This is a genomic window from Tenacibaculum aquaeponti (genome assembly GCF_052084715.1).
In the GTDB taxonomy this organism is placed as follows: Bacteria; Bacteroidota; Bacteroidia; order Flavobacteriales; family Flavobacteriaceae; genus Polaribacter.
This window is the reverse complement of sequence record NZ_CP197288.1, coordinates 3,520,310-3,546,017: the sequence shown is the minus strand read 5'-3', so window position 1 is coordinate 3,546,017 and position 25,708 is coordinate 3,520,310. Positions and strand designations below refer to the sequence as shown.

General features: G+C 28.2%; 22 protein-coding genes. 19 read left to right on the top strand and 3 right to left on the bottom strand.

The annotated features are described in order from the left end of the window. Positions 1-622: 622 nt before the first annotated feature. On the bottom strand, positions 623-1,492 hold the full coding sequence (locus ACSIGC_RS16220) for a hypothetical protein (RefSeq protein WP_442265823.1): 870 nt from the start codon (positions 1,490-1,492) through the stop codon (positions 623-625). Positions 1,493-1,661: 169 nt separating this feature from the next. On the opposite strand from ACSIGC_RS16220, the gene ACSIGC_RS16215 reads away from it, so the two are divergent. From ACSIGC_RS16215 to ACSIGC_RS16135, 17 genes are all read left to right on the top strand, one after another. Then, positions 1,662-3,941, top strand: coding sequence for a fibronectin type III domain-containing protein (locus ACSIGC_RS16215; RefSeq protein WP_442265822.1), 2,280 nt, complete (start codon positions 1,662-1,664; stop codon positions 3,939-3,941). A gap of 413 nt (positions 3,942-4,354) precedes the next feature. Continuing rightward, positions 4,355-5,755 carry an arginine decarboxylase gene (locus ACSIGC_RS16210; protein WP_442265821.1) on the top strand — a complete coding sequence of 467 codons (1,401 nt, stop codon included), beginning with the start codon at positions 4,355-4,357 and terminating at the stop codon, positions 5,753-5,755. Beyond that, entirely contained in the window at positions 5,742-6,683 is a 942-nt protein-coding gene (gene speB, locus ACSIGC_RS16205) for an agmatinase (RefSeq protein ID WP_442265820.1), read from the top strand. Before ACSIGC_RS16210 ends, speB begins: the two co-directional genes overlap by 14 nt. Continuing rightward, on the top strand, positions 6,670-7,650 hold the full coding sequence (locus ACSIGC_RS16200; protein ID WP_442265819.1) for a deoxyhypusine synthase family protein: 981 nt from the start codon (positions 6,670-6,672) through the stop codon (positions 7,648-7,650). Before speB ends, ACSIGC_RS16200 begins: the two co-directional genes overlap by 14 nt. A gap of 5 nt (positions 7,651-7,655) precedes the next feature. Next, complete coding sequence (locus tag ACSIGC_RS16195; protein ID WP_442265818.1) at positions 7,656-7,928, top strand: hypothetical protein; 273 nt, start codon at positions 7,656-7,658, stop codon at positions 7,926-7,928. Positions 7,929-7,943: 15 nt separating this feature from the next. Next, positions 7,944-8,207 (top strand): hypothetical protein, encoded by a 264-nt coding sequence (locus ACSIGC_RS16190; RefSeq protein ID WP_442265817.1) that lies wholly within the window; start codon positions 7,944-7,946, stop codon positions 8,205-8,207. A 1-nt stretch (position 8,208) separates the two neighbouring features. Beyond that, on the top strand, positions 8,209-8,622 hold the full coding sequence (locus tag ACSIGC_RS16185; RefSeq protein ID WP_442265816.1) for a VOC family protein: 414 nt from the start codon (positions 8,209-8,211) through the stop codon (positions 8,620-8,622). Between the two features lie 118 nt (positions 8,623-8,740). Continuing rightward, positions 8,741-10,165 (top strand): hypothetical protein, encoded by a 1,425-nt coding sequence (locus tag ACSIGC_RS16180; protein ID WP_442265815.1) that lies wholly within the window; start codon positions 8,741-8,743, stop codon positions 10,163-10,165. Further along, positions 10,165-11,133: a succinylglutamate desuccinylase/aspartoacylase family protein gene (locus ACSIGC_RS16175; RefSeq protein ID WP_442265814.1), complete on the top strand. Its 969-nt coding sequence runs from the start codon at positions 10,165-10,167 to the stop codon at positions 11,131-11,133. Before ACSIGC_RS16180 ends, ACSIGC_RS16175 begins: the two co-directional genes overlap by 1 nt. A gap of 232 nt (positions 11,134-11,365) precedes the next feature. Beyond that, positions 11,366-11,785: an HYC_CC_PP family protein gene (locus ACSIGC_RS16170; protein WP_442265813.1), complete on the top strand. Its 420-nt coding sequence runs from the start codon at positions 11,366-11,368 to the stop codon at positions 11,783-11,785. A gap of 99 nt (positions 11,786-11,884) precedes the next feature. After that, entirely contained in the window at positions 11,885-15,604 is a 3,720-nt protein-coding gene (locus ACSIGC_RS16165; RefSeq protein WP_442265812.1) for an efflux RND transporter permease subunit, read from the top strand. Next, positions 15,594-16,823: a TolC family protein gene (locus tag ACSIGC_RS16160; protein ID WP_442265811.1), complete on the top strand. Its 1,230-nt coding sequence runs from the start codon at positions 15,594-15,596 to the stop codon at positions 16,821-16,823. The genes ACSIGC_RS16165 and ACSIGC_RS16160 overlap by 11 nt, the downstream gene beginning before the upstream one ends. Continuing rightward, positions 16,820-17,548, top strand: coding sequence for a heavy-metal-associated domain-containing protein (locus tag ACSIGC_RS16155; protein WP_442265810.1), 729 nt, complete (start codon positions 16,820-16,822; stop codon positions 17,546-17,548). The genes ACSIGC_RS16160 and ACSIGC_RS16155 overlap by 4 nt, the downstream gene beginning before the upstream one ends. 23 nt (positions 17,549-17,571) lie before the next feature. Further along, positions 17,572-18,135 (top strand): DUF2911 domain-containing protein, encoded by a 564-nt coding sequence (locus tag ACSIGC_RS16150; protein ID WP_442265809.1) that lies wholly within the window; start codon positions 17,572-17,574, stop codon positions 18,133-18,135. Beyond that, entirely contained in the window at positions 18,132-18,842 is a 711-nt protein-coding gene (locus ACSIGC_RS16145) for a hypothetical protein (protein ID WP_442265808.1), read from the top strand. Before ACSIGC_RS16150 ends, ACSIGC_RS16145 begins: the two co-directional genes overlap by 4 nt. 2 nt (positions 18,843-18,844) lie before the next feature. Further along, positions 18,845-20,545, top strand: coding sequence for an efflux RND transporter periplasmic adaptor subunit (locus ACSIGC_RS16140; RefSeq protein WP_442265807.1), 1,701 nt, complete (start codon positions 18,845-18,847; stop codon positions 20,543-20,545). An 18-nt stretch (positions 20,546-20,563) separates the two neighbouring features. Then, the gene (locus ACSIGC_RS16135) at positions 20,564-20,998 is read left to right on the top strand and encodes a heavy-metal-associated domain-containing protein (RefSeq protein ID WP_442265806.1); all 435 of its coding nucleotides are present in this window, start codon (positions 20,564-20,566) and stop codon (positions 20,996-20,998) included. Between the two features lie 135 nt (positions 20,999-21,133). Here the strand turns inward: ACSIGC_RS16135 and ACSIGC_RS16130 are convergent, their stop codons facing one another. Then, complete coding sequence (locus tag ACSIGC_RS16130; protein WP_442265805.1) at positions 21,134-21,898, bottom strand: hypothetical protein; 765 nt, start codon at positions 21,896-21,898, stop codon at positions 21,134-21,136. Between the two features lie 141 nt (positions 21,899-22,039). Beyond that, complete coding sequence (locus ACSIGC_RS16125; RefSeq protein WP_442265804.1) at positions 22,040-22,813, bottom strand: helix-turn-helix domain-containing protein; 774 nt, start codon at positions 22,811-22,813, stop codon at positions 22,040-22,042. A gap of 580 nt (positions 22,814-23,393) precedes the next feature. Between ACSIGC_RS16125 and ACSIGC_RS16120 the strand changes: the two genes are divergently transcribed. Together ACSIGC_RS16120 and ACSIGC_RS16115 are read left to right on the top strand one after the other, a co-directional pair. After that, complete coding sequence (locus ACSIGC_RS16120) at positions 23,394-24,638, top strand: tyrosine-type recombinase/integrase (RefSeq protein WP_442265803.1); 1,245 nt, start codon at positions 23,394-23,396, stop codon at positions 24,636-24,638. 8 nt (positions 24,639-24,646) lie between these two features. Beyond that, positions 24,647-25,534, top strand: coding sequence for a hypothetical protein (locus ACSIGC_RS16115; RefSeq protein ID WP_442265802.1), 888 nt, complete (start codon positions 24,647-24,649; stop codon positions 25,532-25,534). Positions 25,535-25,708 lie beyond the last annotated feature (174 nt).

Genomic DNA, 25,708 nt, shown 5'->3' with positions numbered 1-25,708 from the left:
TAGTCATATATTTATTTAAAAAAATGATCGACAATAAAAGTTTTGTGTTTTCACTAATTAATACGAATGCTTAGAATAAAAATCAAGGAGAGTTTGATATAAATCTCCTTCATTAATTAACAGATGGATATGTAGAATTAATATTATGTAGAGGAAAAGTTGCTTTACTTTTTAGATCAAAACTATACGAGTGATATTTAGCATAAAGCTAAGGGTCGTAGAAATAGTAACTATTTTAAATTTCAGAAAAAAAATAAAATTTGTACTCTTCAAAAAACTTAAGAAGATTAATGTCTGTGTATAAGAACACAACTATTAAATTAATTACTAATCTGCAACCTCAGTAAATATTCAAATTCCTTATTATTTAGTATACTTTCTTTTTTGAAAAAGTCTTCAGATTTAATTAATTCTAATATCATTTTTCTATCTGCGTTCTTAAAACACAACTTTTTTAATAGCATTGTATTGGTGATCATAACTTATAATTTTGGGGATTGTTATTTAAACAATTTAAAATTATAAATTACTTTAATAAAAAACAGGGTTTTATAGACGAATGAACTTAATATAAAGATAACACCAATAGTTACAATGATTAAAGTGATATAAATTTGAAATTTCAACCGGTAATTTCTTTAATTTTTAAAGTTTTTTTCTGTTTTAAATAAACTACAATACCAGTTAACACTATCAATGGAGTAATACCGTGAGGTAACCTATATATTACCTGATACAAATTTTGATGAAGAGATTGTATAGGAAAATCCCAATAAAAATTAGCGGCTACTCTAGCCAAAGCAGTCAACAAGCCCCAAACTACTGCATAAATCAATACATACTTACTTAACTTCGGAATAAAAATCAAGACCGCTATAACAAAGTCTAAAATTCCTGCTATATATAAAAATGAAAGCGCAAAAGATTCAGAGCATCCAAAGATATTTATTACCATATCTACAAATTTCCCCGGTACAGGATACACTCCAAAAGCATACAAACCATGAGAGAAAAATGTTACTACAATTAATATTTTTAAAATGACAATTAGTTTTTGTTTATTATAACCTTCTTTTAAAGAATACAATAGAACAAACGGCAAACCAAATTGAATACTATGTTCGAAAAATTGAGCAAAATGATAAAATTTTTCTTTGGTTAAAAGAATAGTTAAAATAACCAAACTTACTCCTCCTATAAATATTGGAATCTTTAATATTTTTTTATTAGACTTTGTAATTAACAAACTTGAAATTGCAGCCATCACATATAAAAACCCTTTTCCTATAATTAATGATTGTACTAAAAAATCAGTAGTACTACTTGTAGCATAAATTCTCCAAGAAACACCAAACCAATTTTCAATTATAGGCTTTAAAAGAGATTCATCCCAGAAAAAAGTTCGATAAGGAGCATCCCAAAAAAGATGTTGCCAAGCTCTACCAATAAAAATAAAAAAAACAGATAGTTTAAGGAGATTAATTTTATTCATACCCCAAATTAAGTGTAAACAATGTTAACTGATAAAAACGGAGATGTTAAATTTACTTGAAGTAATAGTTAAGTGATTTAATTTTTAATTAACAATTGAAAATCAACATAAATCATTTTATAAGTTTTATACATTCGTTGCAACTTAACCAATTAACCCCTACTTCAAAATGAAAAAAATTTTATCATTAGTAATTCTTTTATTAGTAGGATTCAATCTTAATGCTAGCAACGATAAATATCGTTTAACATTAAGAGGAAATCCAGCTACTTCTATCGTTATTGGATGGAATCAAATTTCAGGTAGTAACCCACAAGTATATTTTGGAACTACAGATTATGGAACAAATTATAGTAATTATCCTTATTCTGCTTCACCTAGTAGAACTTCTTTTTATAAAGGAATGAATAACCATTTTGTCCGTTTAACAGGGTTAAACCCTAATACTGCTTACTATTTTGTAATTAGAGATAGTGAAGGAGTAAGCAAAAGGTTATGGTTTAAGACTGCTACTTCAGATAACAGTAAACTTTCTTTTATTGCTGGTGGAGATTCTAGAAACAACAGAACTCCAAGAAGAAATGCTAACTTATTAGTTTCTAAATTAAAACCAAATGCAGTTTTATTTGGTGGAGATATGACAGATGACGACACTAATAGTCAATGGCAAACTTGGTTTAATGACTGGCAATTAACTATTGCCTCAGACGGAAGAATGTTTCCTATTATTACTGCAAGAGGTAATCATGAAGATAGTAATAATAGTATTTATAACCTTTTTGACACACCCTCTTCAAATATATACTATGCTATTACTTTTGGGAATAATTTAGTAAGAACTTATACTTTAAATACAGAAATTTCTATTTCAGGAAATCAAACAAGTTGGTTGCGTAGTGACTTAGCAAATAACTCAAGTACAAAATGGAAAATTGCTCAATACCACAAACCTATGCGTCCGCACGTTCGTTTTAAATCAGAAGGAAATAGTCAATACAGTAATTGGGCACGTACTTTTTATGACAATAAAGTACAATTAGTTGTAGAGTGCGATGCACATACAGTAAAAACTACTTGGCCAGTTAGACCTTCTACTAGTTCTGGAAATGATGAAGGTTTTGTAAGAGACAACACTAACGGAACAGTATATGCTGGTGAAGGTTGTTGGGGAGCTCCATTACGTTCTAATGATGATAATAAAGATTGGACTCGTAATTCAGGGAGATTTAATCAATTTAAATGGATATTTGTTGATGAAAAAAAAATTGAAATCAGAACTATTCGTGTAGACAATGCTGCAGATGTCGGTTCTGTTTCTAATAGTAATCCTTTTCAAATTCCTTCTAATTTAGATATTTGGAATCCCTCAAACGGTAGTGTTGTTACCATAAACAGGAATACTTCTGGAGACGGAGATTCTGATAACGATCTTAAAACTATTGAAGTTGCCATTGCTTCTGGGAATGATGATGTTGAAGAAAGTGAAAACGGTTCAATTTACACTAATAGTAGTGACTTAGAGCTTGTTTATGATAGCTATAATAATAATGGATATCAAAAAATTGGCTTACGTTTTACGAATGTAAACCTTCCCAAAAATGCAACTATTTCTAATGCTTATATACAGTTTAATGCAGATGAGAGCAATAGTACTAATGCCGAACTTGAAATAAGTTTACACGATAACAGTAACTCTCCTAGTTTCTCTAATTCTAATAATGTTTCTTCAAGAACCACTTTTAATTCAAAAATAGTTTGGAGTCCTAGTTCTTGGTCTAGTGGTCAAAATGGAAGCGCACAACGCTCCCCAAACTTAAAAGCGATGGTTCAAAGTTTAGTAAATAAAAGTGAATGGGCTTCTGGAAACAATCTTAGTTTCATTATTAAAGGTAAAGGAATAAGTTTAACAAACACTTCTGCTAAACGTGTCGCAGATTCTTACGAAGGCGGATCTGGAAAAGCAGCTCGATTAATTGTTTCCTATACAACAAATGAAAACCCTACTAATCCAAACGTTTGCTCGAGTATTCCTGAATGGAAAAGTGGTGTGAGATATTCAATAGGTACAAAAGTGGTTTACCAAGGTAATTTATTTGAGAAAACATCTAGCGAATGGAAATTTTTGAATACCTGTGAAACTATAACTAATCGATCTTATTCTAAAAATAATCTTAACTACCCTCCTACACTATCTGTTAATGATTTTGAAATAAAACCAAATCCATTTACAAACTACATTACTATTTCTATGAAAAAAATGTATATTCGCGCGCCGATAGAAATCATCATATATGATGTAAATGGGAGAATTGTATTCCAAGAAAAAAGCATGAAAGATATTAATGGTAGTAAAATAATAACACCAAAATCAGAAGCTTCAGGAATATATTTCATACATATTAAAGAAGGTGATGAAATTATAATGAAGAAAAAACTTATTAAGAAATAGATAATTAATCAAAAAAAACCGGGAGAATTTTTTTTGATCTTTATTCCGCTAATTCTGAAAAATGGATTAGCGGTTTTTTATATCAAAATATTATAATGCAAAAAAGCAATAATTATTATTTTGTATTTAAAAAAAGTTTACATTTGATTTACCTATGGTAAAATAAAATGTTAAGTTTTACTTATTTCGTAAACAATTTTTTAAGGAAGATAAAAAATTGTTTTGTGTTTGAGAAACACAACGAAAAAATTAAGGTTTCTTCCGATCTTACTTTAAACACACTTCAAAATCTTCGTTTACGAGGTGTGTATTTAGAACTTAGAGTTTAGTACCTCAATTTCAATTTTGGTTATATCAAATCAAGCAATTAGATAGCTAAAGGGTTTGTTATCTATAATTTTAATTGAAATTAAATGAATACTAAATATAAAGATTTAATCGAACAAACTTTTGATTTTCCACAAGAGGAATTTCAAACAAAACATGAAGATTTGTTTTTTCATGGTATCAATTTAATGGAGTTAATTAAACAATATGGAACTCCATTAAAATTCACGTATTTACCTAAAATTTCCGAAAACATTACAAAAGCACAGAAGTGGTTTAAAAATGCTATGGAAAAATATGACTATAAAGGTACATACAACTATTCTTATTGTACAAAAAGCTCACACTTTAAGTACGTTTTAGATGAAGCATTACAAAACAACATCCATATAGAAACTTCATCTGCTTTTGATATTGATATTGTTAAATCATTAAAAAAACAAGGAAGATTAAAAGAAGATGCCTTTGTTTTATGCAATGGTTTTAAAAGAGATCAATATATAGCTAACATTGTCAGCTTAATTGAAGGAGGACATAAAAATTGTATTCCTATAATCGACAACTATGAAGAACTAAATTTACTTTTAGAAGAAACAAAAAGTAAACTTAATATTGGAATTAGAATTGCTTCTGAAGAAGAACCTAAATTCGAATTTTATACAAGTCGCTTAGGAATTGGCTACAAAAATATAGTTTCTTTTTATGAAAAAGAAATAGCAAACAATCCTCAAGTAGAATTAAAAATGTTACATTTTTTTATCAATACAGGAATAAGAGACAACGCTTATTATTGGAATGAATTATTAAAATGTTTAAAAGTATACACTCAATTAAAAAAAGTATGCCCTACTTTAAATAGTTTAAATATTGGTGGAGGTTTTCCTATTAAAAACTCATTAGCTTTTGAATACGATTATCAATATATGATTGAAGAAATTATCAATCAAATTAAAACTGCTTGTGATGAAGAAAATGTTCAAACTCCTAACATTTTTACAGAATTTGGAAGTTTTACCGTAGGTGAAAGCGGAGGTGCTTTATACGAAGTTTTGTATCAAAAAAAGCAAAATGATCGAGAAAAATGGAACATGATAAACTCATCATTCATTACTACTTTACCAGATAGCTGGGCAATTAACAAACGTTTTATCATGCTCCCTGTAAATAAATGGGAACATAAATATGAACGTGTATTATTAGGAGGTTTAACTTGTGATAGTGATGACTATTACAATTCAGAACAACATGTTAATGCTATTTATTTACCAGTATACGAGAAAGAAAAACCATTATACATTGGTTTTTTTAACACTGGTGCTTATCAAGAATCTATCGGGGGATTTGGAGGATTACAACACTGTTTAATTCCACACCCAAAACACATTCTGATAACAAAAAACCAAAACGGAGATATTACAACTCAATTATTTAAAGAACAACAAAAAAGTGAAGAATTACTTTCAATTTTAGGATATGAAAACGAATAGAACTTATGCAGATATTCCTGAAAAATATGGGAAATTAGAAACCGCTAAAATAGTTTTAATACCTGTTCCTTATGATGGAACTAGCACATGGCAAAAAGGATCCGATAAAGGACCAGAAGCTTTTTTGCAAGCATCTGAAAACATGGAACTATACGATATAGAAACCAATAGTGAAGTGTACAAAGAAGGAATATATTTAGCTAATCCGATAACCGAAGATTCTTCTCCTGAAGCTATGGTTGAAGAAGTACATCAAGTCACTAAAAGATATATCAACAAGAATAAATTTGTAACTCTTTTTGGCGGAGAACACTCTATATCGATTGGTTCCATTAGAGCTTTTAATGAATGTTTTAATAACTTAACTGTTTTACACATTGATGCTCACGCAGATTTACGCAAAGAATATGAAGGAAGCTCTTGTAATCATGCTTGCGCAGTTTACGAGGCAAATCAAAATACAAATCTAGTTCAAGTGGGTATTAGAAGTATGGATATATCGGAAACCCGTATTATGAACAGAGATAAAATCTTCTTTGCTCATGAAATGGCGACTAATGAATATTGGATGGATGATGTTATTGAACAACTTGGTAAAAATGTTTTTATCACTTTTGATTTAGATGCTATTGATCCTTCTATAATGCCTAGTACTGGAACTCCAGAACCTGGAGGATTATTTTGGTATGAAACCTTAGAATTTCTTCGAAAAGTATTTGAAGAAAAAAATGTTGTAGGATTTGATATTGTTGAATTATGTCCTAACGAGCAGGATAAATCTTCAGATTTTTTAGCTGCTAAATTATATTATAAAATGTTGAGTTATAAATTTAACTCTAATGATGGAGATGATAATTATGAAGAAGAGGACACTAACGATTCACCTTTTAATAAACTAACAAAATTCAAAGACAATGATGAATACTAATACACATCCAGTATCTGAATTCATAGAAAAATACTTTCTTCACTTCAATGCAGCAGCTTTAGTTGATGCTGCTAAAGCTTACGAAAAACAATTAGAAGATGGTTCGAAAATGCTAGTATCATTAGCTGGGGCTATGAGTACAGCTGAGTTAGGTAAAATCTTTGCAGAAATCATTAGACAAGATAAAGTTCAAATTATTTCTTGTACAGGAGCCAATCTTGAAGAAGATATTATGAATTTGGTTGCACATTCGCATTACAAACGTGTACCAAATTATCGCGATTTAACACCCCAAGATGAATGGGATTTATTACTAAAAGGTTTAAATCGTGTAACAGACACCTGTATTCCAGAAGAAGAAGCTTTCAGACGATTACAGAAACATATTTTCAAAATTTGGAAAGATGCGGAAGAAGATGGTGAACGTTATTTTCCTCATGAATTCATGTATAAACTTTTGCTTTCTGGAGTTTTAGAGGAATATTATGAAATAGATATTAAAGATTCTTGGATGTATGCCGCAGCCGAAAAAAATTTACCAATGGTTGTACCAGGTTGGGAAGATTCTACAATGGGTAACATTTTTGCTTCATATGTGGTAAAAGGAGAACTTAAAGCGTCTACCATGAAATCGGGGATTGAATATATGACTTTCTTAGCCGATTGGTACACAAAAAATTCTAAAAATGGTATAGGATTTTTCCAAATAGGTGGAGGTATCGCAGGTGATTTTCCAATATGTGTAGTACCAATGCTATATCAAGATTTAGAGAGAGAAGACACACCTTTTTGGAGTTATTTCTGTCAAATTTCGGACTCTACAACAAGTTATGGTTCATATTCTGGAGCCGTTCCAAATGAAAAAATTACCTGGGGAAAACTAGATATAGATACTCCTAAATTTATTATAGAAAGTGATGCTACTATTGTAGCCCCATTAATATTTGCTTATATATTAAAAATGTAACTCTTATGAAACGAATAATTGTTGATTATGAAAAATTAACAGCAAATATATTAGACTTGCTGATAGAAAAGTATCCAGATGGATATGACTACGATGACATTATTTCTTTTCAAAATTCGAAAGGAGAAACCATTAGTGCTGTAGAAGTAAGAACTGATGACACTATTTATTTAGTGAAAATCAGCAGAAAACTTGAAAAAACTATGGATGATTATATGGAAGATGAAAATTCTTTTGATGAAAATAATCTTGATGATTTTACTGATAACGATTTTTAATTTAAAAACTTAAACATGAATTATTACAGTACAGAACAAAGCATGTCTGCTTTCGGTGTATATGCAGGTTACAAAGATGGGTATTATACTTTTGTTTTAGAAAATAATGATATTATTGATTTTGATGAGATTAATAAAATGATATTAGTTCAATTCGATTTAAAATCAAATGAATTTAAAGGCAAAAAGTTTGAAATTATTTATAAAGAAATCATCGATGATTTAGATGATGAAGATTTTGTTGTATTTAAATTACAAGAGATTAAGTTGATTAAATAATATGAGTGCTTCTTTTCACATTTCCCTTCCATGTAAAAACATTGAAGAAACAATAAACTACTATCGCGATCAATTAGATTTAAAAATTGGGAGAAAAACCAATAACTGGGTTGATATCAATTTATTTGGTCATCAAGTAACATTTGTTTTATCAGAAAAATTCGATTTTCAATTCCCTTTCTATTCTTTAGATAATGAGAAGTTACCTTCTTTTCATTTTGGTGTTGTTTTAGATCATGATGCTTGGGAAAATATTTATGAAATTTTAAATAGACAATGGTCTTTTGACACGATTATAAAAAAGACCTTCTTTGAAGATAAAAACGGTGAACAAAACACCTTCATTGTTCAAGATCCTAATGGCTATTACATTGAGTTCAAAACTTTTAAAAAATCTAATGAGATTTTCATGTAACAGCTAGTAAACTTCATTTAAAAATTAAAATCAATTCTTACACGATTCTAACTGAATTGATTTTAATTTTTTCTATTATAAAAAATTTAATTGTAAAAAGTAATACATATTTTAATTCGTGATTAAGTACACTGAAATTATAGAACCAAATACCTTTGAATCTGAAAATCACTGGTATGAAAAATCTTTAAATGCAACTATACATCCAATGGTTAGTTATTTTTTAAACTTAACTAATGATAGAATAGTAAAACGTTACTGCCATTTAAACCCTAAGGTAAACTCAAACGATTTAAAAGAGATTTTGAGTTATAACCCAAAATATTATCATCTATCAGGAGCTGATTTACTACATGTTACTACCGAAAAAGGTAAAAGACAAATGGTAATTATAGAAAATAATTCTTGTCCTTCCGGACAAAAATCTATGCCTCTTTTAAATGAATTTAAAGAACAAGGTGGATATAGAAAGTTTATGGAACACACTATTAAACCTTTACTTAAAAAGAAAATAAATAATGCTGTAGCTGTTATTTACGACAAAAATTATATGGAAGCTTCTGGTTATGCTCATGCCATGTCAGATATGCTAAATAAAAAGGTTTACCTTGTTCCTTACTATAATGACTTAGATAAAAATCATATAGATATTTCTGGAGATTTTATTCGTTTAAACATTAACGGAGAATGGATACAATTAGATTTAGTTTTTAGATATTTAACTCAAAAACCATGGAATCGTCTACCTATATCTTCAAAAACTAAAATCATTAATCCAACTATTGTTTGTTTAGCAGGAGGAAGAAATAAATTAATTGCTTCAAAAGCATATTCTTTTTATAATTCTGAATTACAACAAAAAAATTTAAAAATTATAACTCCTCATACAATTTGGGATGTTAACAAAAATGAAGTCCCTTTGTGGGTTGATAATCTAGGTGGTAAAGCTGTTGTAAAAATTCCCTATAGTAATGCAGGACAAGGAGTTTTTACTATAGTTAACCAAGAAGAATTAGATAATTTTATGAAAATGGATTTTGATTATAATAAATTCATTGTTCAAAGTTTAGTAGGAAACTATAATTGGAGCTCCACTACGTCGGAAGGAAAGTATTATCATGTAGGGACAGTTCCTAACCAAAAAGGACAGTCATTTGTTCTAGATTTTAGAATGATGATTCATGCTACCAAAGAAGGATACAAACCTATTTCTATTTATTCAAGAAGAGCTAAAGCTCCTTTAAAAGACACATTACAAGACGGTAAAGCTTCATGGGATATTTTAGGAACAAATTTATCTTATAAAAAAGAAAATGGTGATTGGGGTTCAGATACAAATAGACTCTTATTAATGGAAAGAAAAGAATTTAATAATTTAGGTATAGGGTTAGACGATTTAATCGAAGCTTATATTCAAACTGTTTTAACTTCTATTGCCATAGATAAAATGGCTATTCAATTACTGAATAAAAAAGGGGGGTTTAAACACAAATTATTTAAGTCTTTAAACGATGATGATTCTTTAATTAAAGAAATAATATAATGGCTAAATTCGAAAAAATTCCAATCATCAAAAAAATTAAACTAAATGAATATGATAATAATTCTTTATCGCATCGTTGGATACATTTAGTTTCTAACGGAATTGCTCAACCAATTTACGTTCCTGTAATTATAGGCAAAGGAATAAAAGATGGCCCTGTACTAGGAATAACAGCAGTAGTTCATGGTAATGAGCTAAACGGTATGTCTGTAATACAACGATTATTTAATTCTATTAACTTAGAAAAACTTTCTGGAACAATAATCGGTATTCCTGTTGTTAATGTTCCCTCAATTTTAGTTAATGAGAGAAGATTTGTTGATGGTGTTGACTTAAATAGAATTATGCCTGGTGATAAAGATGGCAATAGAAGTAAAGTTTATGCTAATAGAATTATAAATAGAATTATTAAAAACTTCGATTACTTACTAGACCTACATACTGCTAGTTTTGGTAGGGTAAATTCTTATTACATTAGAGCAGATTTATCTTCTAAAATAGCAAAACAACTAGCTTTAATTCAAAACCCCCAAATAATACTTAACGCTCCTCCAAAAGACGGAACTCTTAGAGGTGCTGCTGCTGACTTAGGTATTGATGCCATCACTGTTGAAGTTGGAGATCCTGATAAATTTCAAAAAGGTATGATTCGATCAAGCTTAACTGGTGTTTATAATACTCTTTCTTTTTTAAGTATGTATGATGACCCTATAGACAAAGCAGAGCAAAAAGCACTAATTTGTAAAAAATCATATTGGATTTACAGTCAAGTTGGTGGTATAATTCAAGTTCATTGTGAATTAACTCAACTTTTAAAAAAAGGAGATCTAATAGCAACAGTAAGAGATGTTTTCGGTACAATTTTAAAAGAATATTTTGCACCAGAAGACGGTATTGTTATTGGTAAAAGCACCAATCCTATTGGACAAACTGGTAGTAGAATTATTCATTTAGGTATATTAAAATAATTTATAAAAACTCTTCATATTCTGAAGAGTTTTTTATTATATAATAAAGTTTAAAATCCTATTTTTTCAATTACCTCTAGATATAAAAACTAAAAACATTAAATTGTTTTTAACAATTAATTTATCTGTAATCTATTAATTGCATTATAGTTAAAATTAGCATAATAATTAGCGAATTAAATAATTCTTTTTCCATTAGTTATATAATATTTGTAATTTTGTTTCGTAACAAATGAACATACTTATAAATAAAATAGTATCTATTTTAATGGCATTAGTAGTAGTATTTTCTACAATGTCGTTTACTATCAATAGTCATTTTTGTGGTGATACATTGGTAAATACAAGCTATTTTAATAAAGCAAAAACTTGCGGAATGGAAATAACGCAAGAAATAGATAATGAAAGATGTTCTATTACCAAGAAAAACTGTTGTAAAGATATCACACAGCTAGTAGAAGGTCAAAATAACCTAAAGAAAACTTCACTTGACAAAGTATCTTTCAATAAACAACTTTTCGTTCTATCTTTTTATTATTCATATATTAATTTATTTGTAGGATTACACAACAAAGTAATTCCTTTTAAAGATTACTCACCTCCACTCGTTATTAAAGACATTCAGGTTCTTGACGAAGTATATTTAATTTGATTACAAACATTTAGACAACCTATCCTTTGAAAACTCAATGGAGTTTTTCTTATACAAGGTATTTAACATACCTATATCTAATTGTTTAAAATCATTTTTATGCTCAACAAAAGCATCAAATTCTTAATAGAAAATAAACTCTTTTCAGTTTTAATTTTCATCATATTTATTGGATGGGGAATTATAACCGCACCCTTTAATTGGAATACAGGATTTCTACCTAATGCTCCTGTCGCAGTAGATGCTATTCCTGATATTGGAGAAAACCAACAAATTATATTTACAAAATGGGAAGGACGTTCTCCTCAAAATATAGAAGATCAAATCACTTATCCCTTAACCACATCCTTATTAGGAATACCAGGAGTAAAAACTATTCGAAGTTCTTCTATGTTTGGTTTTTCAAGTATTTATGTAATTTTTGAGGAAAATATTGAATTTTATTGGAGTCGCTCTCGTATTCTCGAAAAACTCAACTCACTACCAAACAACCTATTACCTAACGGTGTAAATCCTACTTTAGGACCAGATGCAACAGGTTTAGGGCAAGTTTACTGGTATACACTAGAAGGTAGAGACAAAAACGGAAACGTAACAGGGGGTTGGGACTTACATGAACTAAGAAGCATACAAGACTACTATGTAAAATACGCTTTGTCATCTGCTAGTGGTGTATCTGAAGTATCATCTATTGGTGGATATATTCAAGAATATCATATTGACGTTAATCCTGAATTAATGCGTCAGTACAATATAGATTTACAACAAGTTGTAAAAGCTGTTAAACAAAGTAATCAAGATATTGGAGCACAAACTATAGAGATTAACCAAGTAGAATATCTAGTTCGAGGCTTAGGTTATATAACATCTATAAAAGATATAGAAAATGCAGTGGTTTCCTCTACCAATTTTACACCTATAAAAATTAAAGATATTGCTAAAGTTTCAATCGGCGCAAAAGCACGTAGAGGAATTTTAGATAAAGAAGGTGCAGAAGTCGTAGGTGGAGTTGTTGTAGCTCGATATGGTGCAAATCCTTTAGAAGTAATTAATAATACTAAAGAAAAAATAAAAGAATTAAGTTCTGGATTACCATCAAAAGTATTAGCAGATGGAACAACTTCACAACTAACCATTGTTCCCTTTTATGATCGTTCTGAATTAATTCAAGAAACATTAAACACTCTCAATGAAGCATTAACACTAGAGATACTAATTACGATTTTAGTAATTATTATAATGGTATATAACTTAAAAGCATCTTTATTAATTTCAAGTTTATTACCAGTTGCTGTTTTAATGGTTTTTATTGCGATGAAAGCTTTTGGCATTGATGCTAATATTGTAGCCCTATCTGGAATTGCTATTGCTATAGGAACAATGGTTGATGTTGGTGTAATTTTATCTGAAAACATTTTAAATCATTTAGAAAAAAATAATCTCCCTATTAATACTGTAGTATATAATGCTACAATTGAAGTATCTGGTGCTATAGTTACGGCTGTAATGACAACCATTATTAGTTTTTTACCTGTTTTTACAATGATTGGTGCCGAGGGTAAATTGTTTAGTCCATTAGCCTTCACCAAAACCTTCGCGCTAATTATGGCCTTGTTGGTCGCTTTATTCTTAATTCCTCCTTTTGCTGCAATTATTTTTAAAAGAAGAAGTAGTTCTAAAAACCTTTCTTTTTTGATTAATATCATATTAACAACTTTAGGAGTATTTTCTATCATCCTTGAGCAGTGGTTAGGTATATTTTTAATTGCTTTTGGAATTACTAGTATCTCAAAGTTATTAGGTAAAATTTCAGATAAACAAACCAACCTCATAAATATTATTATTGTAACTATATTAATTATCTTATTATTAGCAGAATACTGGAGACCTTTTGGCTTAGAAAAAAGCTTACTTTTTAACGTATTATTTGTAGCAATTATCTGTTTTGGGTTATTAGGTGTTTTTTCTTTACTACGGAAGTATTATAGTTTGATTTTACAATGGGCATTAGCTAATAAAATACTTTTTTTAACTATTCCTACAACAATTACTATTCTTGGTTTTTTAATCTTTAAAAATACAGGCAAAGAATTCATGCCTTCTTTAAATGAAGGCTCTTTTTTACTCATGCCTACATCTATGCCACATTCAGGAGTTGAAGAAAACAAACGTGTATTACAACAATTAGATATGAGTGTTGCTAATATTCCTGAAATTAAAACAGTAGTTGGTAAAGCCGGACGAACAGAATCTGCTTTAGATCCTGCACCACTTTCAATGTACGAAAATGTAATTATCTACAAACCAGAATACAAAGTTAATTCTAAAGGAAAACGTCAACGCTATCAAGTAAATAACAATGGATTGTTTGTGCTAAAAAATGGTAAAACTGTCGCTAATCCAAATTTAACAAATCTTACTTCAGAAATATTTTATTCTAATGTTTCTACTAATGAGTTAATTGAAGATAGAAATGGTGAATTTTATCGTAATTGGAGACCACATATAAAATCTACTGATGACATTTGGAATGAAATTGTTAAAGTGACAAAATTACCTGGTGTTACCTCAGCGCCAAAATTACAACCTATTGAAACACGATTAGTAATGCTACAAACAGGTATGCGAGCACCAATGGGAATAAAAGTAAAAGGGCAAAATTTAAAAGAAATTGAAACTTTTGGAGTACAACTAGAAACAATTTTAAAATCTGTTGTAGGAGTTAAAAAAGAAGCTGTATTTGCTGATAGAATAGTTGGTAAACCCTATTTATTAATTGATATTAATAGAGAAAAAATTGCACGTTATGGAATTTCTATACAAGAAGTACAAAATGTATTAAAAGTTGCTGTTGGGGGTATACCTTTAACACAAACTATTGAAGGTAGAGAACGTTATACAGTACGTGTACGATATCCGAGAGAACTTCGTAACACTCCAAATGATTTAGAGCAAATTTATGTACCTGTTAAAAATGGAAATCCAGTACCTCTAAGCGAATTAACAAGTATTAAATACGAACAAGGCGCACAAGTTATTAAAAGTGAAGATACCTTTTTAATTGGTTACGTGTTATTCGATAAACTAAACAATTTTGCAGAGGTTACTGTTATTGAAAATGCACAAAAAACTATACAACAAAAAATAAAAAGTGGTGAATTAATTGTGCCAAAAGGTATCAACTTTCAATTTACTGGAACTTATGAAAACCAGATAAGAGCTGAAAAAACTTTAACAATAGTTGTTCCGTTGGCATTACTCATCATCTTTATCATTTTATATTTTCAATTCCGTTCAACCACAACGTCTTTAATGGTTTTCACAGCTATCGTTGTAGCATTTGCAGGCGGATTTATAATGATGTGGCTTTACGGTCAATCTTGGTTTTTAAATTTCAGTTTTTTAGGGCAGAATATTAGAGATTTATTTCAAATGCAACCAATTAACTTAAGTGTAGCAGTTTGGGTAGGCTTTATTGCCTTATTCGGTATTGCTACTGATGATGGAGTTGTAATGGCAACTTATTTAAAGCAAACTTTTAATAAGAATAAACCTGCAACAGAATTTGACATACGAAAATCAGTAATAGAAGCTGGAGAAAAACGTATTAGACCTTGTTTAATGACAACAGCAACAACAGTTTTAGCATTACTACCTGTATTAACATCTACAGGAAGAGGAAGTGATATTATGATACCAATGGCTATTCCTGCATTTGGTGGTATGATTATAGATATTACCTCGTATTTTTTATTACCTGTTTTATATTGTTTACGAGAAGAATTTTTATTAAAAAAGAAAAGAAATAATGAAAACTAAAAACATATTAGCACTTGTATTTATTTTAGTTTTTAATTGTTTTTCTAAAGCACAAGAATTACAATTTTTTATTAAAGAAGGCTTAGAAAACAATCCTAAAATTAAACAGTTTGAATTACAATACAAACGAATTTCAGAAAAAGTAAATGAAGTTAACTCTTTACCCAACACCAATATAGGTTTAGGATATTTTGTTAGTGAACCAGAAACACGAACAGGTGCACAACGCTTTAAAGTTTCTATTAATCAAATGTTACCTTGGTTTGGTACAATAAGTTCACGAGAAAATTATGTAAGTTCGTTAGCAGACAGTAAGTTTGAAGACATTACAATTGCTAAACGAAAATTAATAGCTTCAATATCTACCGCTTATTACAATCTACATACAATTAAAGCTAAGCAAAAAGTTTTAATCGAAAACATAAACTTATTAAACACCTACGAAACTATGGCTTTAAAATCAATAGAAGTAGGAACGGCATCAACTGTAGATGTTTTACGTTTACAAATTCGAAAAAATGATTTAAATCAATCAAAAGAAATTTTAGAACAATATTTTTCAACAGAACAAACTTCACTTAACAAATTATTAAACAGAGATAAAAGTATTTTTATAAATATAGATTCTGAGTTAAAAATTCCATTAAAAGACCAAATAATAAATATTGACAGTTTACAATTTCATCCTGAATTAATAAAATATGATAAACTATACCAATCAATTGAAAAGTCTGAACTCTTAAACCAAAAAGAAAGTAGTCCTATGATTGGCTTTGGATTAAATTATATTAATGTTATCCAAAGACCTAATATGAATTTTAACGATAATGGAAAAGATATTGTTATGCCAATGGTAACCCTTTCAATTCCTATTTTCAATAAAAAATATACTTCTAAAACTAAACAAAATCAAATTCAACAAGAAGAATTAAATGTACAGAAACAAGAACGTCTTAATAAATTAGAAACTTTACTTAACAAAGCTCTAAATCTCCGTTTATCTGCAAAAATAAGTTACAAAACACAAACCAAAAACTTAAAACAAGCCAAAAGTGCAGAAACCATACTTGTTAAAAGTTATCAAACTGGTACTATTGACTTTAACGATGTTCTCGATATTCAAGAATTACAGTTAAAACTTCAACTTAATCAAATCAAAGCAGTACACGATTACTATATACAAAGTACTATTATTAATTATTTAATTCAGAATAAATGAAACATATATATAACATAGATGGTATGTCTTGCGGAAGCTGTAAAGCTAACGTAGAAAATAGCTTAATTGATATAGAAAACATTACCAATGTAAATGTGAATTTAAAAAACAAGGAAGTTGAAATAACAATGAGTAAGCATGTTAATATATTAGAATTACAAAATGCTTTACCTGAAAAATACACTATTTCAGAAAAAAAATCTGTTAAAAATAAACCTACAAATACCTTTGTAGATGATGAAATAGATCTGGGTAAAAGTAAAATCGAACAATTAAAGCCTCTTTTTTTAATTTTATTATACATTTCTGTTTCTAGTATATTAATTCATTATAAAAACTGGAGTTGGAGTGGTTTTATGTTCGATTTTATGGGACTATTTTATATCGTATTTAGTTTTTTTAAAATGTTAGATTTAAAAGGTTTCCCAGATAGTTTTAGAATGTATGATCCATTAGCAAAGCGAGTTCCTATATATGCTAAATTGTATCCTTTTATTGAAACTTTTTTAGGCTTAATGTTTCTACTTCGTTTTGAAATAAAAGTAGCCTTAATACTAACTTTATTAATTTTAGGAATTACAACTATTGGAGTAACAAAAACTTTACTAGATAAGAAATCGATTCGTTGCGCTTGTTTAGGTACTGCTTTAAAACTCCCTATGACAGAAGCTACTTTTATAGAAAATGCTATAATGATAATTATGGCAATAATAATGCTCTTTTAACCCATCTTTAAATCAGAAAAATCATGAAACAAATAGTATTCTTTATAATAATTATTATGTTTTCTTTTAGTTGTAAAACAGAACATAAAAAACATAACCAAGAACAAACAACATCAGTATCTTCAAAGAAAAAAGTTTTAAGTCCTCATACTTCAGTAATGGAAATAATAGGAAATGCTCATATTCATATAGATTATTCTTCACCAGGAGTACGAGATAGAATAATCTTTGGAGGATTATTAGCTTACGACCAAGTTTGGCAAGCTGGAGCACATAACGCTACATGGCTTGAAACTAATAAAGATTTAGAAATTAACAAAACTATCTTACCAGCAGGTAAATATGGTTTCTTTACTATTCCTTCTAAAAATAAATGGACTTTGATCTTTAACTCAAATTGGAACCAACATGGTAAAGACGAGTACGATGAGAAAGATGATATTATTAGGCTTAAAGTAAAGCCAACATTTTTAGAGGAAAATGTAGAACATTTAAAATATGAAATAAACAAAACAAATGATGAGTCTGGTGAAATTAAATTGTCTTGGGAAAAAATAACTGTCAAATTTAATTTTAATGTAAAATGATAAAAAGACACATAGCTTTAAAAATAAGGAAAGCTCATCGTTATTTAGGTTTATTTTTAGGAATTCAGTTTTTATTATGGACGCTCAGTGGATTATACTTTAGTTGGACAGACATAGATGCAATTCATGGTGATCATTTTAAAAACTTAAATTATCAACCAAAAGCTTTCACTAACTTAATAAGTCCATCTCAACTAACAATTTCTGAAGGAATTAAAACTATAGAACTAAGAGATATAAATAATACTCCATATTATTGGGTTAATAAAAAACAACTATATAATGCGATTAATGGTATTAAAAAAAATCGAATATCAAAAAATGAAGCGTTATATATAGCAAAAAACCATTTAAAATCGGACTTAGAAATTATCTCTATTGAAGAGATCGATAAAGTTGATAAGCACCACGAATACAGGGAAAAATTATTACCAGCCTATGTATTATCTTACAAAACAGACGACTCATTAAAAGCTTATGTTTCTATTATAGATGGAAAATTTCAAACACTAAGACATCGTAATTGGCGTTGGTTTGATTTTTTATGGATGACCCATACAATGGATTATGAAAGTAGAGATAATTTTAATACTATGATATTAAGAATATTTTCTCTTTTAGGATTAATTACAGTTTTAAGCGGCTTTTTATTGTGGTATATATCTTCAACTACAATTAGAAAGTTAGTAAGAAGAAATAATAAATAAAGATGAAAAAATATATCATTTACATCATAATTTTAATGATTGGATTAATTTTGGGGAAAGTATTATTTGGTTACTCAGCTGAAACTAATCACAAGCATAATAACGAAGTAAGTATATCGCAAAAATGGACCTGTTCAATGCATCCTCAAATTATGCAACCTGAAGCAGGAGATTGCCCAATATGTGGAATGGATTTAATTCCTGCTGAAGCTGGAGCAGATGGTTTATCAACTAATCAATTTAAACTTACCAAAAACGCTATGGCTATAGCAAATGTGCAAACCACTATTATTGGTAATACCTCACAAAATTCAGATAACACAATACAATTATCGGGAAAAATTACTGAAAATGAAGAAGTCAATGCTGTATTAGTAAGTTATTTTTCAGGAAGAATAGAACGATTACATGTTAATTTCACAGGTGAAAACATTAAAAAAGGACAGTTATTAGCTACCATTTATTCGCCAGAATTAGTTAAAGCTCAACAAGAATTACTTACCACATTTGCATTAAAAGAAACACAACCTGAATTACACAAAGCAGTCCGTAATAAACTAAAATTATGGAAGTTATCAGAAAATCAAATAAATCAAATTTTAAAAACTAAAAAAATAAGAGAAAACTTTCCTATATATGCAAACACATCAGGAACAGTTTCAAAAAAGCTAGTAGAACAAGGCGATTATGTAAAACAAGGTCAACCTTTACTAAAATTAATCAATCTTAAAACAGTTTGGGCAAACTTTGATGTTTATGAAAATCAAATCAGTAATTTTAAAGTAGGACAACCTATAACTATTACAACGAACTCGTATCCTAACGAAGTTTTTACTTCAAAAATATCTTTTATCGATCCTGTTTTAAATCCACAAACAAGAACAGTAACAATTAGAGCTATTTTAACCAATAAAAAAAAGCTATTTAAACCTGAAATGTTTGTATTAGGAAAAATAGACAAAGAACTAAAAAACCTTAAAAAAAAGATAATCATACCCGCTTCGGCAATTTTATGGACTGGTAAACGCTCAATCGTATACATAAAATCTGACACAAATAATCCTGTATTTGAAATGAAAGAAATAGTACTAGGTGAAAAATTAGGTGAGAATTACGAAGTAAAAACCGGTTTACAATTAGGAGATGAAATAGTAACAAACGGTGTATTTACTATTGACGCATCAGCCCAATTACAAGGTAAAAAATCTATGATGAACCATCAAAAGATGATTAGTGAGCAATTTGATGTTAATGAAAAATTCACTTCACAATTACAAAAAGTTTACAACACATACATTAACCTAAAGGATAATTTAGTAAAAACAGATTTTAACTTATCTAAGAAAAGTGCATTAAACTTTCAAAAAGCATTAAAAGAAATTGACGCAAAACTATTAGTAAACAATAACGCCCATAAACAATGGATAATGTTCTTTAACACTCTAAAATTAAGTAGTAATGCTATCTTAAACTCTAAAAACATAAAAGAACAACGTAAGCATTTTAAAGAATTATCTGAACATTTTATTTCAACTGTTCAATCTTTTGGTATAAACGAGATTAGTTATAAACAATATTGTCCGATGGCAGATAATGATAAAGGCGCATTTTGGTTAAGTAAAGAAAAACAAATATTAAATCCATATTTCGGTGATATGATGTTGAAATGTGGAGAAGTAAAACAAATAATAAATAATAAATAATAAATAATTTTTCAAAAGATGAAAAAAGTAATTTTAAGTATTGTAATTATTGCAACTGTTGGTTTAGTTAGTTGCAAAAACGAAGTAAAAAAGGAATCTACTAAAACAGAAAAAACAACTAGTAATGAATTAGCTTCTACAAACTCAACATTTGGTGTACGTGGTAACTGTGGTATGTGTAAAAATACCATTGAAAAGGCAGTTAATAAAATAAACGGGGTAAAATCTGTAGAATGGGATAAATTAAGAAAACAAGTAAATGTTTCTTTTGATAAAGCCAAAACTAATTTAGATGCAATTCATAACGCTATTGCTGCTTCTGGATATGATACGGATAAAATTATGGGGAGCGAATCTGCTTATGAAAATTTACCTGCTTGTTGTAAATATGATCATGAAATGGAAATGAGTTTAAAAAGCGATGTGAAAGCGGATGAAAATTCTAATCATTAAAATCATTTACTATCTATTTTAACAGAAAACAACAAACCCTGTAAACATAATGCTTACGGGGTTTATTTATAGGAAGTCTTATCTTCTCTAGTTTATAAAAGATTTATAAACAGTGAACAATACTTTTTATTAAGTTTAATTACTTGTTGTTAGAGTAACTGTATTTGCACCTCCATTAGTAACAGTATTATCATTATATTTAGCGTAAGGCCTAAAATAATAAGTAGTACCAGCGGTTAAACCAGAAATAACTTCTGTAAATTCAGTAATTAAAACAATTCCTTTATTATGAATTCCATCATAATCAGAATCTGCTTTAAAAGTACTATTAGAAAAATCTTGGTTTATACTATACTCATACCCTATTTCCTTAGGCATCTCTTTAGTTAGATTTGATAAGTTTAGTATTGGGGTAATTTCAGTTTGAGATCTAAAGAATGGTGTATCTTCTATTTCTAATGTAATGGTTCTTGTACTACTAACATCAACATTCGTACTTACCTGAACTTCATTACCATAAAAGAAAGTACCATTTTCATATTTAAAATAACCTCTAATAAAATATGTTTCGTCTTTAATTAAATTTTCAATATACCCTGTTGCATTAGCACTTGCATCATGTACATTTGATGTGTTTGAAGTTGATACAGTTGGATTAGAAGTTCTACCAAAAACAAACCCCTTTTCAATAACATTTCCAAAAGAAGTATCCTCAACATAAGTTGCAATTAAATTTACATTTACACTTCCATCTTTATTAATAAAAAAGTCGTTAGTCGTGTTTGTTATAAAACTTCTTTTATCTACTATTTCAGGTTCATTTCTATCTGAAGAGCAATTAAAAAAAATTAAAGAAACAAATACTAAAACGATTGACTTAATTACATCTTTTACTTTCATAAATAATATATTTTGAGTTTTAAAATTTTTTGCAAAAATCTGTAATAGTGATGAATGTAATAGTATTAAAAAGAAATAATGAGTTCTGAAATCAGATTTCAGAACTCATTATTTCTTTTTAAGTATAAATCGTAAGGCTTGTTATTGTTGATTTTTAAATTTTGTAGGGGTCGTACCTGTTTCTTTTCTAAAAGCATCATAAAAAGCACTTTTACTTTTAAAGCCTACCTCTAAACTAATTCCTTCAATACTATAATCATTGGAATTAACATTTTTCAAAATGTCTTTAGCTTCATTAATTCTAAAACCATTGATGAAAGTTTTAAAATTTTTATTAGAAACTTCATTAATAACTGTAGATATTTTTTTAGGATGTTTATTAGTAAGATTAGCTATATCTATAATAGTTAAATCAGGGTTTTTATATATATTTTTTGAAATAATCATTTGTTCAATATGATTAAAAAGAACTTTATCAGTTTCATTAATTTCAACTTCATTTTTAGATTTACTTCTTTTTTCTGTAATAAAATCACTTTCTTGAACTAAGTTTTTAACGGTTTGTTGTCTAATTCCATGAATACATATCCAATACAGCAATCCAACATTAATAATTGCTTCAGTAAGATCTAAATAATAGTTGTTAAATTTTGAAGTAAAATGAATTATAAGTGTAAAGAACACTCCTACTAACATAAACGATTTTGCCCAATAAAGTTCTTTTCCTATTGTAGATGTATATTGATTATTAATTTCAATTGTATGCTTTTTTAAAAAAACATGTGTTAAAAAGTAAATAAACACAGTATATATGTGCCCTCCAATATGATGAATAAAACCAAAACTTTCAGAAAACCTAAACTTTTCTAATTCTTCGGATACATTAAAATATATCAGTAAGTCTATTACAAACATTAAAATTCCGGGAATTAAATAAATATAGATTCTGTTTGATTTAGGAAGTAATGAGAGGTTTCTTATATATAAATAAAACAAAGCAAAAAGTAGCCAATCAAAACTCAAAGGCAAATTATTTAGAAAGGTAAAATTTTCATCTAAACTTAAAAGATTAGTTATTGGTTTAAGGTAATTTATTGAATACAAAAAAATAAACAAGCTTAAAAGTAAAGTTGGATTATTTTTCTTTTTATCTAAAAAAATTAAAAGTAAACTAAAAATAAGTCCTTGAATAAGTCCTAAGATAAAAACTACAGTCTGTATTTTATTTAAAACATCCATAATATCATCAATAATTTCAGCGAAATTACATTATTCTGTTATTCTATATGGATAAAAAAACCTCAATTATTTTTAAACTAATTGAGGTTTTAATTAGTGGAGACGCCGAGAATAGACCTTCTTTTGCTTTACTATACCTTAATCCGCGCTACAACTACTATAAATACTGATTCTGTAAAATTTTTATAATTCTTTTTATGCTGAAATAGATGTTAAACACTACCTTTATTGACACCTAAATTGACACCTGTAAGCTATGACATACACATTCAATCTAAAAGAAAAAAGTAAAGATGGATTAACACTAATCTATTTGAAAGCCTATTTTAAAAACGAGGGTAAAAGATTTGTATACTCAACAGGAGAATTTATCCATCCAAAAGAATGGGATATAAAAAACAGACAACCAAATAACCTTACAGGAAGAACTTCAAAAGCCGATTCTCATCGAACAATAAAAAGACAACTTGATCGATATTCTAACTTTTTTATACAAGTAACAGAAACTTTCAAAAACACCAATCAAGAATTAACTGTTGAAAAAGTAAGAAAAGAATTTGACAAGGAATTCAAAAGAGTAGCTAAAGGAAAAAATAAGTTTTATGAAGCTTATGATGAGTTTATGTTATTCAAGCAAAAAAATCAAGAATGGTCTAAGGCTACTATTAAGAGATATTATAATATTAAGTCATTGCTTGAAGATTTTGAAAAAACAAAAAACTATAAAATCACTTTTAATACCATAAATCAAAAATTTTATACTGAGTTTACAGATTTTTGTATGGTTCATAGAGGGCATATCAATAATACTTTTACTAGAAATGTTGGATTAGTTAAAACATTTCTTTACTGGGCTTTAAAAAATGGTCATACCTATAAATCTGATTTTATAAAATTTAAAAAGAAACCAAAAGTAATAACCAATCAAATTGCACTAAGAAAAGAAGATTTAGAACTTTTATTAAAAGTTGAAATGCCATCTAAAAAATTAGAACGAGTTAAAGACATATTCATTTTTTCATGTGTAACAGGAATGCGTTTTGGTGAGTTAAAGTTTGTTTCAAAAAATACCATTAGCGGTAAAGTACTATTACTTAAAGAAGAAAAAGGTTCTGGTAAAAAAAGCAGAGAGATACCACTTAGCAATATCGCTTTACATATTTTAAACAAGTATAATTATACCTTACCTCTAATAGGTAATCAAAAATTTAATGACTATGTAAAAGAAGTTTTTGAAAAAGCTGGATATACACATAATGTTGTAAAAACATCTACAAGAGGCAAAGAAATACTTCGAGAAGAAATGCCTTTTTATAAAAGAATAAGCTCCCATACAGCTAGAAGAACATTCATTACAATGATGAAAAGAAACGGAAAAAGTGATAAACTTATCGCCGAAATATCTGGTCATAATGATATGAAAACACTTAATCAGTATTATCAAATTTCAAATGAAGATGTTAAAGATGCAGTACATGATACATTTAATATAGAGATATAAAAACAGCTATGAATTACGGAGAACAATTTGTTGAGATATATAATAAAAAATTTGCGTCTATTTGTTTAAACGCAAAAACGCAATTTGAGAGTTACTATAATACCAATTACTCTTTTGTTAAGGTAGAAAAAGTTCTTATAAAACAATTAGTAGAAGAGATTGATAAATTATTAAAGTCAAATAATTTAGAAAGAGAAATATATGAAACTTGTGATAGAATAATTAGAGGAAGTAGAAATCATTATACTTCAGAGGTTACTTTATCTTTAATTAATGATGAAATATATGAGATATTTGATCAGTTTACTTCAAAGAGTAAAGAAAAGGTGAATTACGAGGAATTCATATATGTATTCGCAAACAGGAAAGCCATATATGATTACTTTTCTTTTTTAGAAAAAAATAAAGAAGAGTTGACAAAAATATTTGATAATCAAAAAATAGGTAATTTCTTTAATGTGGTTAAAGCTAACAATGAGTTGTATAAACTTAATGATTTAAAAAAAGAGCCTCAAAAAAAAGATTCTCAAAAAATAGATCCCAAAAATAAAGTCATACAGAAGAAAAAAGTATCTGTTTATCATTTAACACAAAATGAAAAAATGATTTTACTTCATGTTCTTTTACATGAATTTAAAGATTCAGGGTTACATAGTTTAAGTACTGAGTATTTCAGAGTTTTATCTTTAACTTCAGAATGTTTGACGGAACAAGATGTTCAAAAAGCCAACACAAACCATACTAAATATAATTACTTCTATAAGGGAGTTAATGCTTCCGATAAACCTTCTTTTGAAAAAAGTATCATGATAGATGAAATTTTAAAGAAGATAGAAACAGTTAAGAATATTGAAAAGTTTAAAAGAGCTTTAGTTCGATATAAAAACTCAAAATAATTACCAGCAAAGTATAGGTGGTATTGAGCGCAAGATGATTTTTAATTACTTAAAAATAAACGAATTAAATATATGTTTAATGGTATTAGACTACCATTAAACCATCGATTATACCTTTTATTTTATCATTAAACACATAATCTTTGTGATATCAAAACATAAATATTCAATCCA

Excerpts from the sequence above, each read along its gene's own strand:
- ACSIGC_RS16220 (WP_442265823.1), bottom strand. The coding sequence starts at position 1,492 with ATGAATAAAATTAATCTCCTTAAACTATCTGTTTTTTTTATTTTTATT.
- ACSIGC_RS16215 (WP_442265822.1), top strand. The coding sequence starts at position 1,662 with ATGAAAAAAATTTTATCATTAGTAATTCTTTTATTAGTAGGATTCAAT.
- ACSIGC_RS16210 (WP_442265821.1), top strand. The coding sequence starts at position 4,355 with ATGAATACTAAATATAAAGATTTAATCGAACAAACTTTTGATTTTCCA.
- speB (WP_442265820.1), top strand. The coding sequence starts at position 5,742 with ATGAAAACGAATAGAACTTATGCAGATATTCCTGAAAAATATGGGAAA.
- ACSIGC_RS16200 (WP_442265819.1), top strand. The coding sequence starts at position 6,670 with ATGATGAATACTAATACACATCCAGTATCTGAATTCATAGAAAAATAC.
- ACSIGC_RS16195 (WP_442265818.1), top strand. The coding sequence starts at position 7,656 with ATGAAACGAATAATTGTTGATTATGAAAAATTAACAGCAAATATATTA.
- ACSIGC_RS16190 (WP_442265817.1), top strand. The coding sequence starts at position 7,944 with ATGAATTATTACAGTACAGAACAAAGCATGTCTGCTTTCGGTGTATAT.
- ACSIGC_RS16185 (WP_442265816.1), top strand. The coding sequence starts at position 8,209 with ATGAGTGCTTCTTTTCACATTTCCCTTCCATGTAAAAACATTGAAGAA.
- ACSIGC_RS16175 (WP_442265814.1), top strand. The coding sequence starts at position 10,165 with ATGGCTAAATTCGAAAAAATTCCAATCATCAAAAAAATTAAACTAAAT.
- ACSIGC_RS16170 (WP_442265813.1), top strand. The coding sequence starts at position 11,366 with ATGAACATACTTATAAATAAAATAGTATCTATTTTAATGGCATTAGTA.
- ACSIGC_RS16165 (WP_442265812.1), top strand. The coding sequence starts at position 11,885 with ATGCTCAACAAAAGCATCAAATTCTTAATAGAAAATAAACTCTTTTCA.
- ACSIGC_RS16160 (WP_442265811.1), top strand. The coding sequence starts at position 15,594 with ATGAAAACTAAAAACATATTAGCACTTGTATTTATTTTAGTTTTTAAT.
- ACSIGC_RS16155 (WP_442265810.1), top strand. The coding sequence starts at position 16,820 with ATGAAACATATATATAACATAGATGGTATGTCTTGCGGAAGCTGTAAA.
- ACSIGC_RS16150 (WP_442265809.1), top strand. The coding sequence starts at position 17,572 with ATGAAACAAATAGTATTCTTTATAATAATTATTATGTTTTCTTTTAGT.
- ACSIGC_RS16145 (WP_442265808.1), top strand. The coding sequence starts at position 18,132 with ATGATAAAAAGACACATAGCTTTAAAAATAAGGAAAGCTCATCGTTAT.
- ACSIGC_RS16140 (WP_442265807.1), top strand. The coding sequence starts at position 18,845 with ATGAAAAAATATATCATTTACATCATAATTTTAATGATTGGATTAATT.
- ACSIGC_RS16135 (WP_442265806.1), top strand. The coding sequence starts at position 20,564 with ATGAAAAAAGTAATTTTAAGTATTGTAATTATTGCAACTGTTGGTTTA.
- ACSIGC_RS16130 (WP_442265805.1), bottom strand. The coding sequence starts at position 21,898 with ATGAAAGTAAAAGATGTAATTAAGTCAATCGTTTTAGTATTTGTTTCT.
- ACSIGC_RS16125 (WP_442265804.1), bottom strand. The coding sequence starts at position 22,813 with ATGTTTGTAATAGACTTACTGATATATTTTAATGTATCCGAAGAATTA.
- ACSIGC_RS16120 (WP_442265803.1), top strand. The coding sequence starts at position 23,394 with ATGACATACACATTCAATCTAAAAGAAAAAAGTAAAGATGGATTAACA.
- ACSIGC_RS16115 (WP_442265802.1), top strand. The coding sequence starts at position 24,647 with ATGAATTACGGAGAACAATTTGTTGAGATATATAATAAAAAATTTGCG.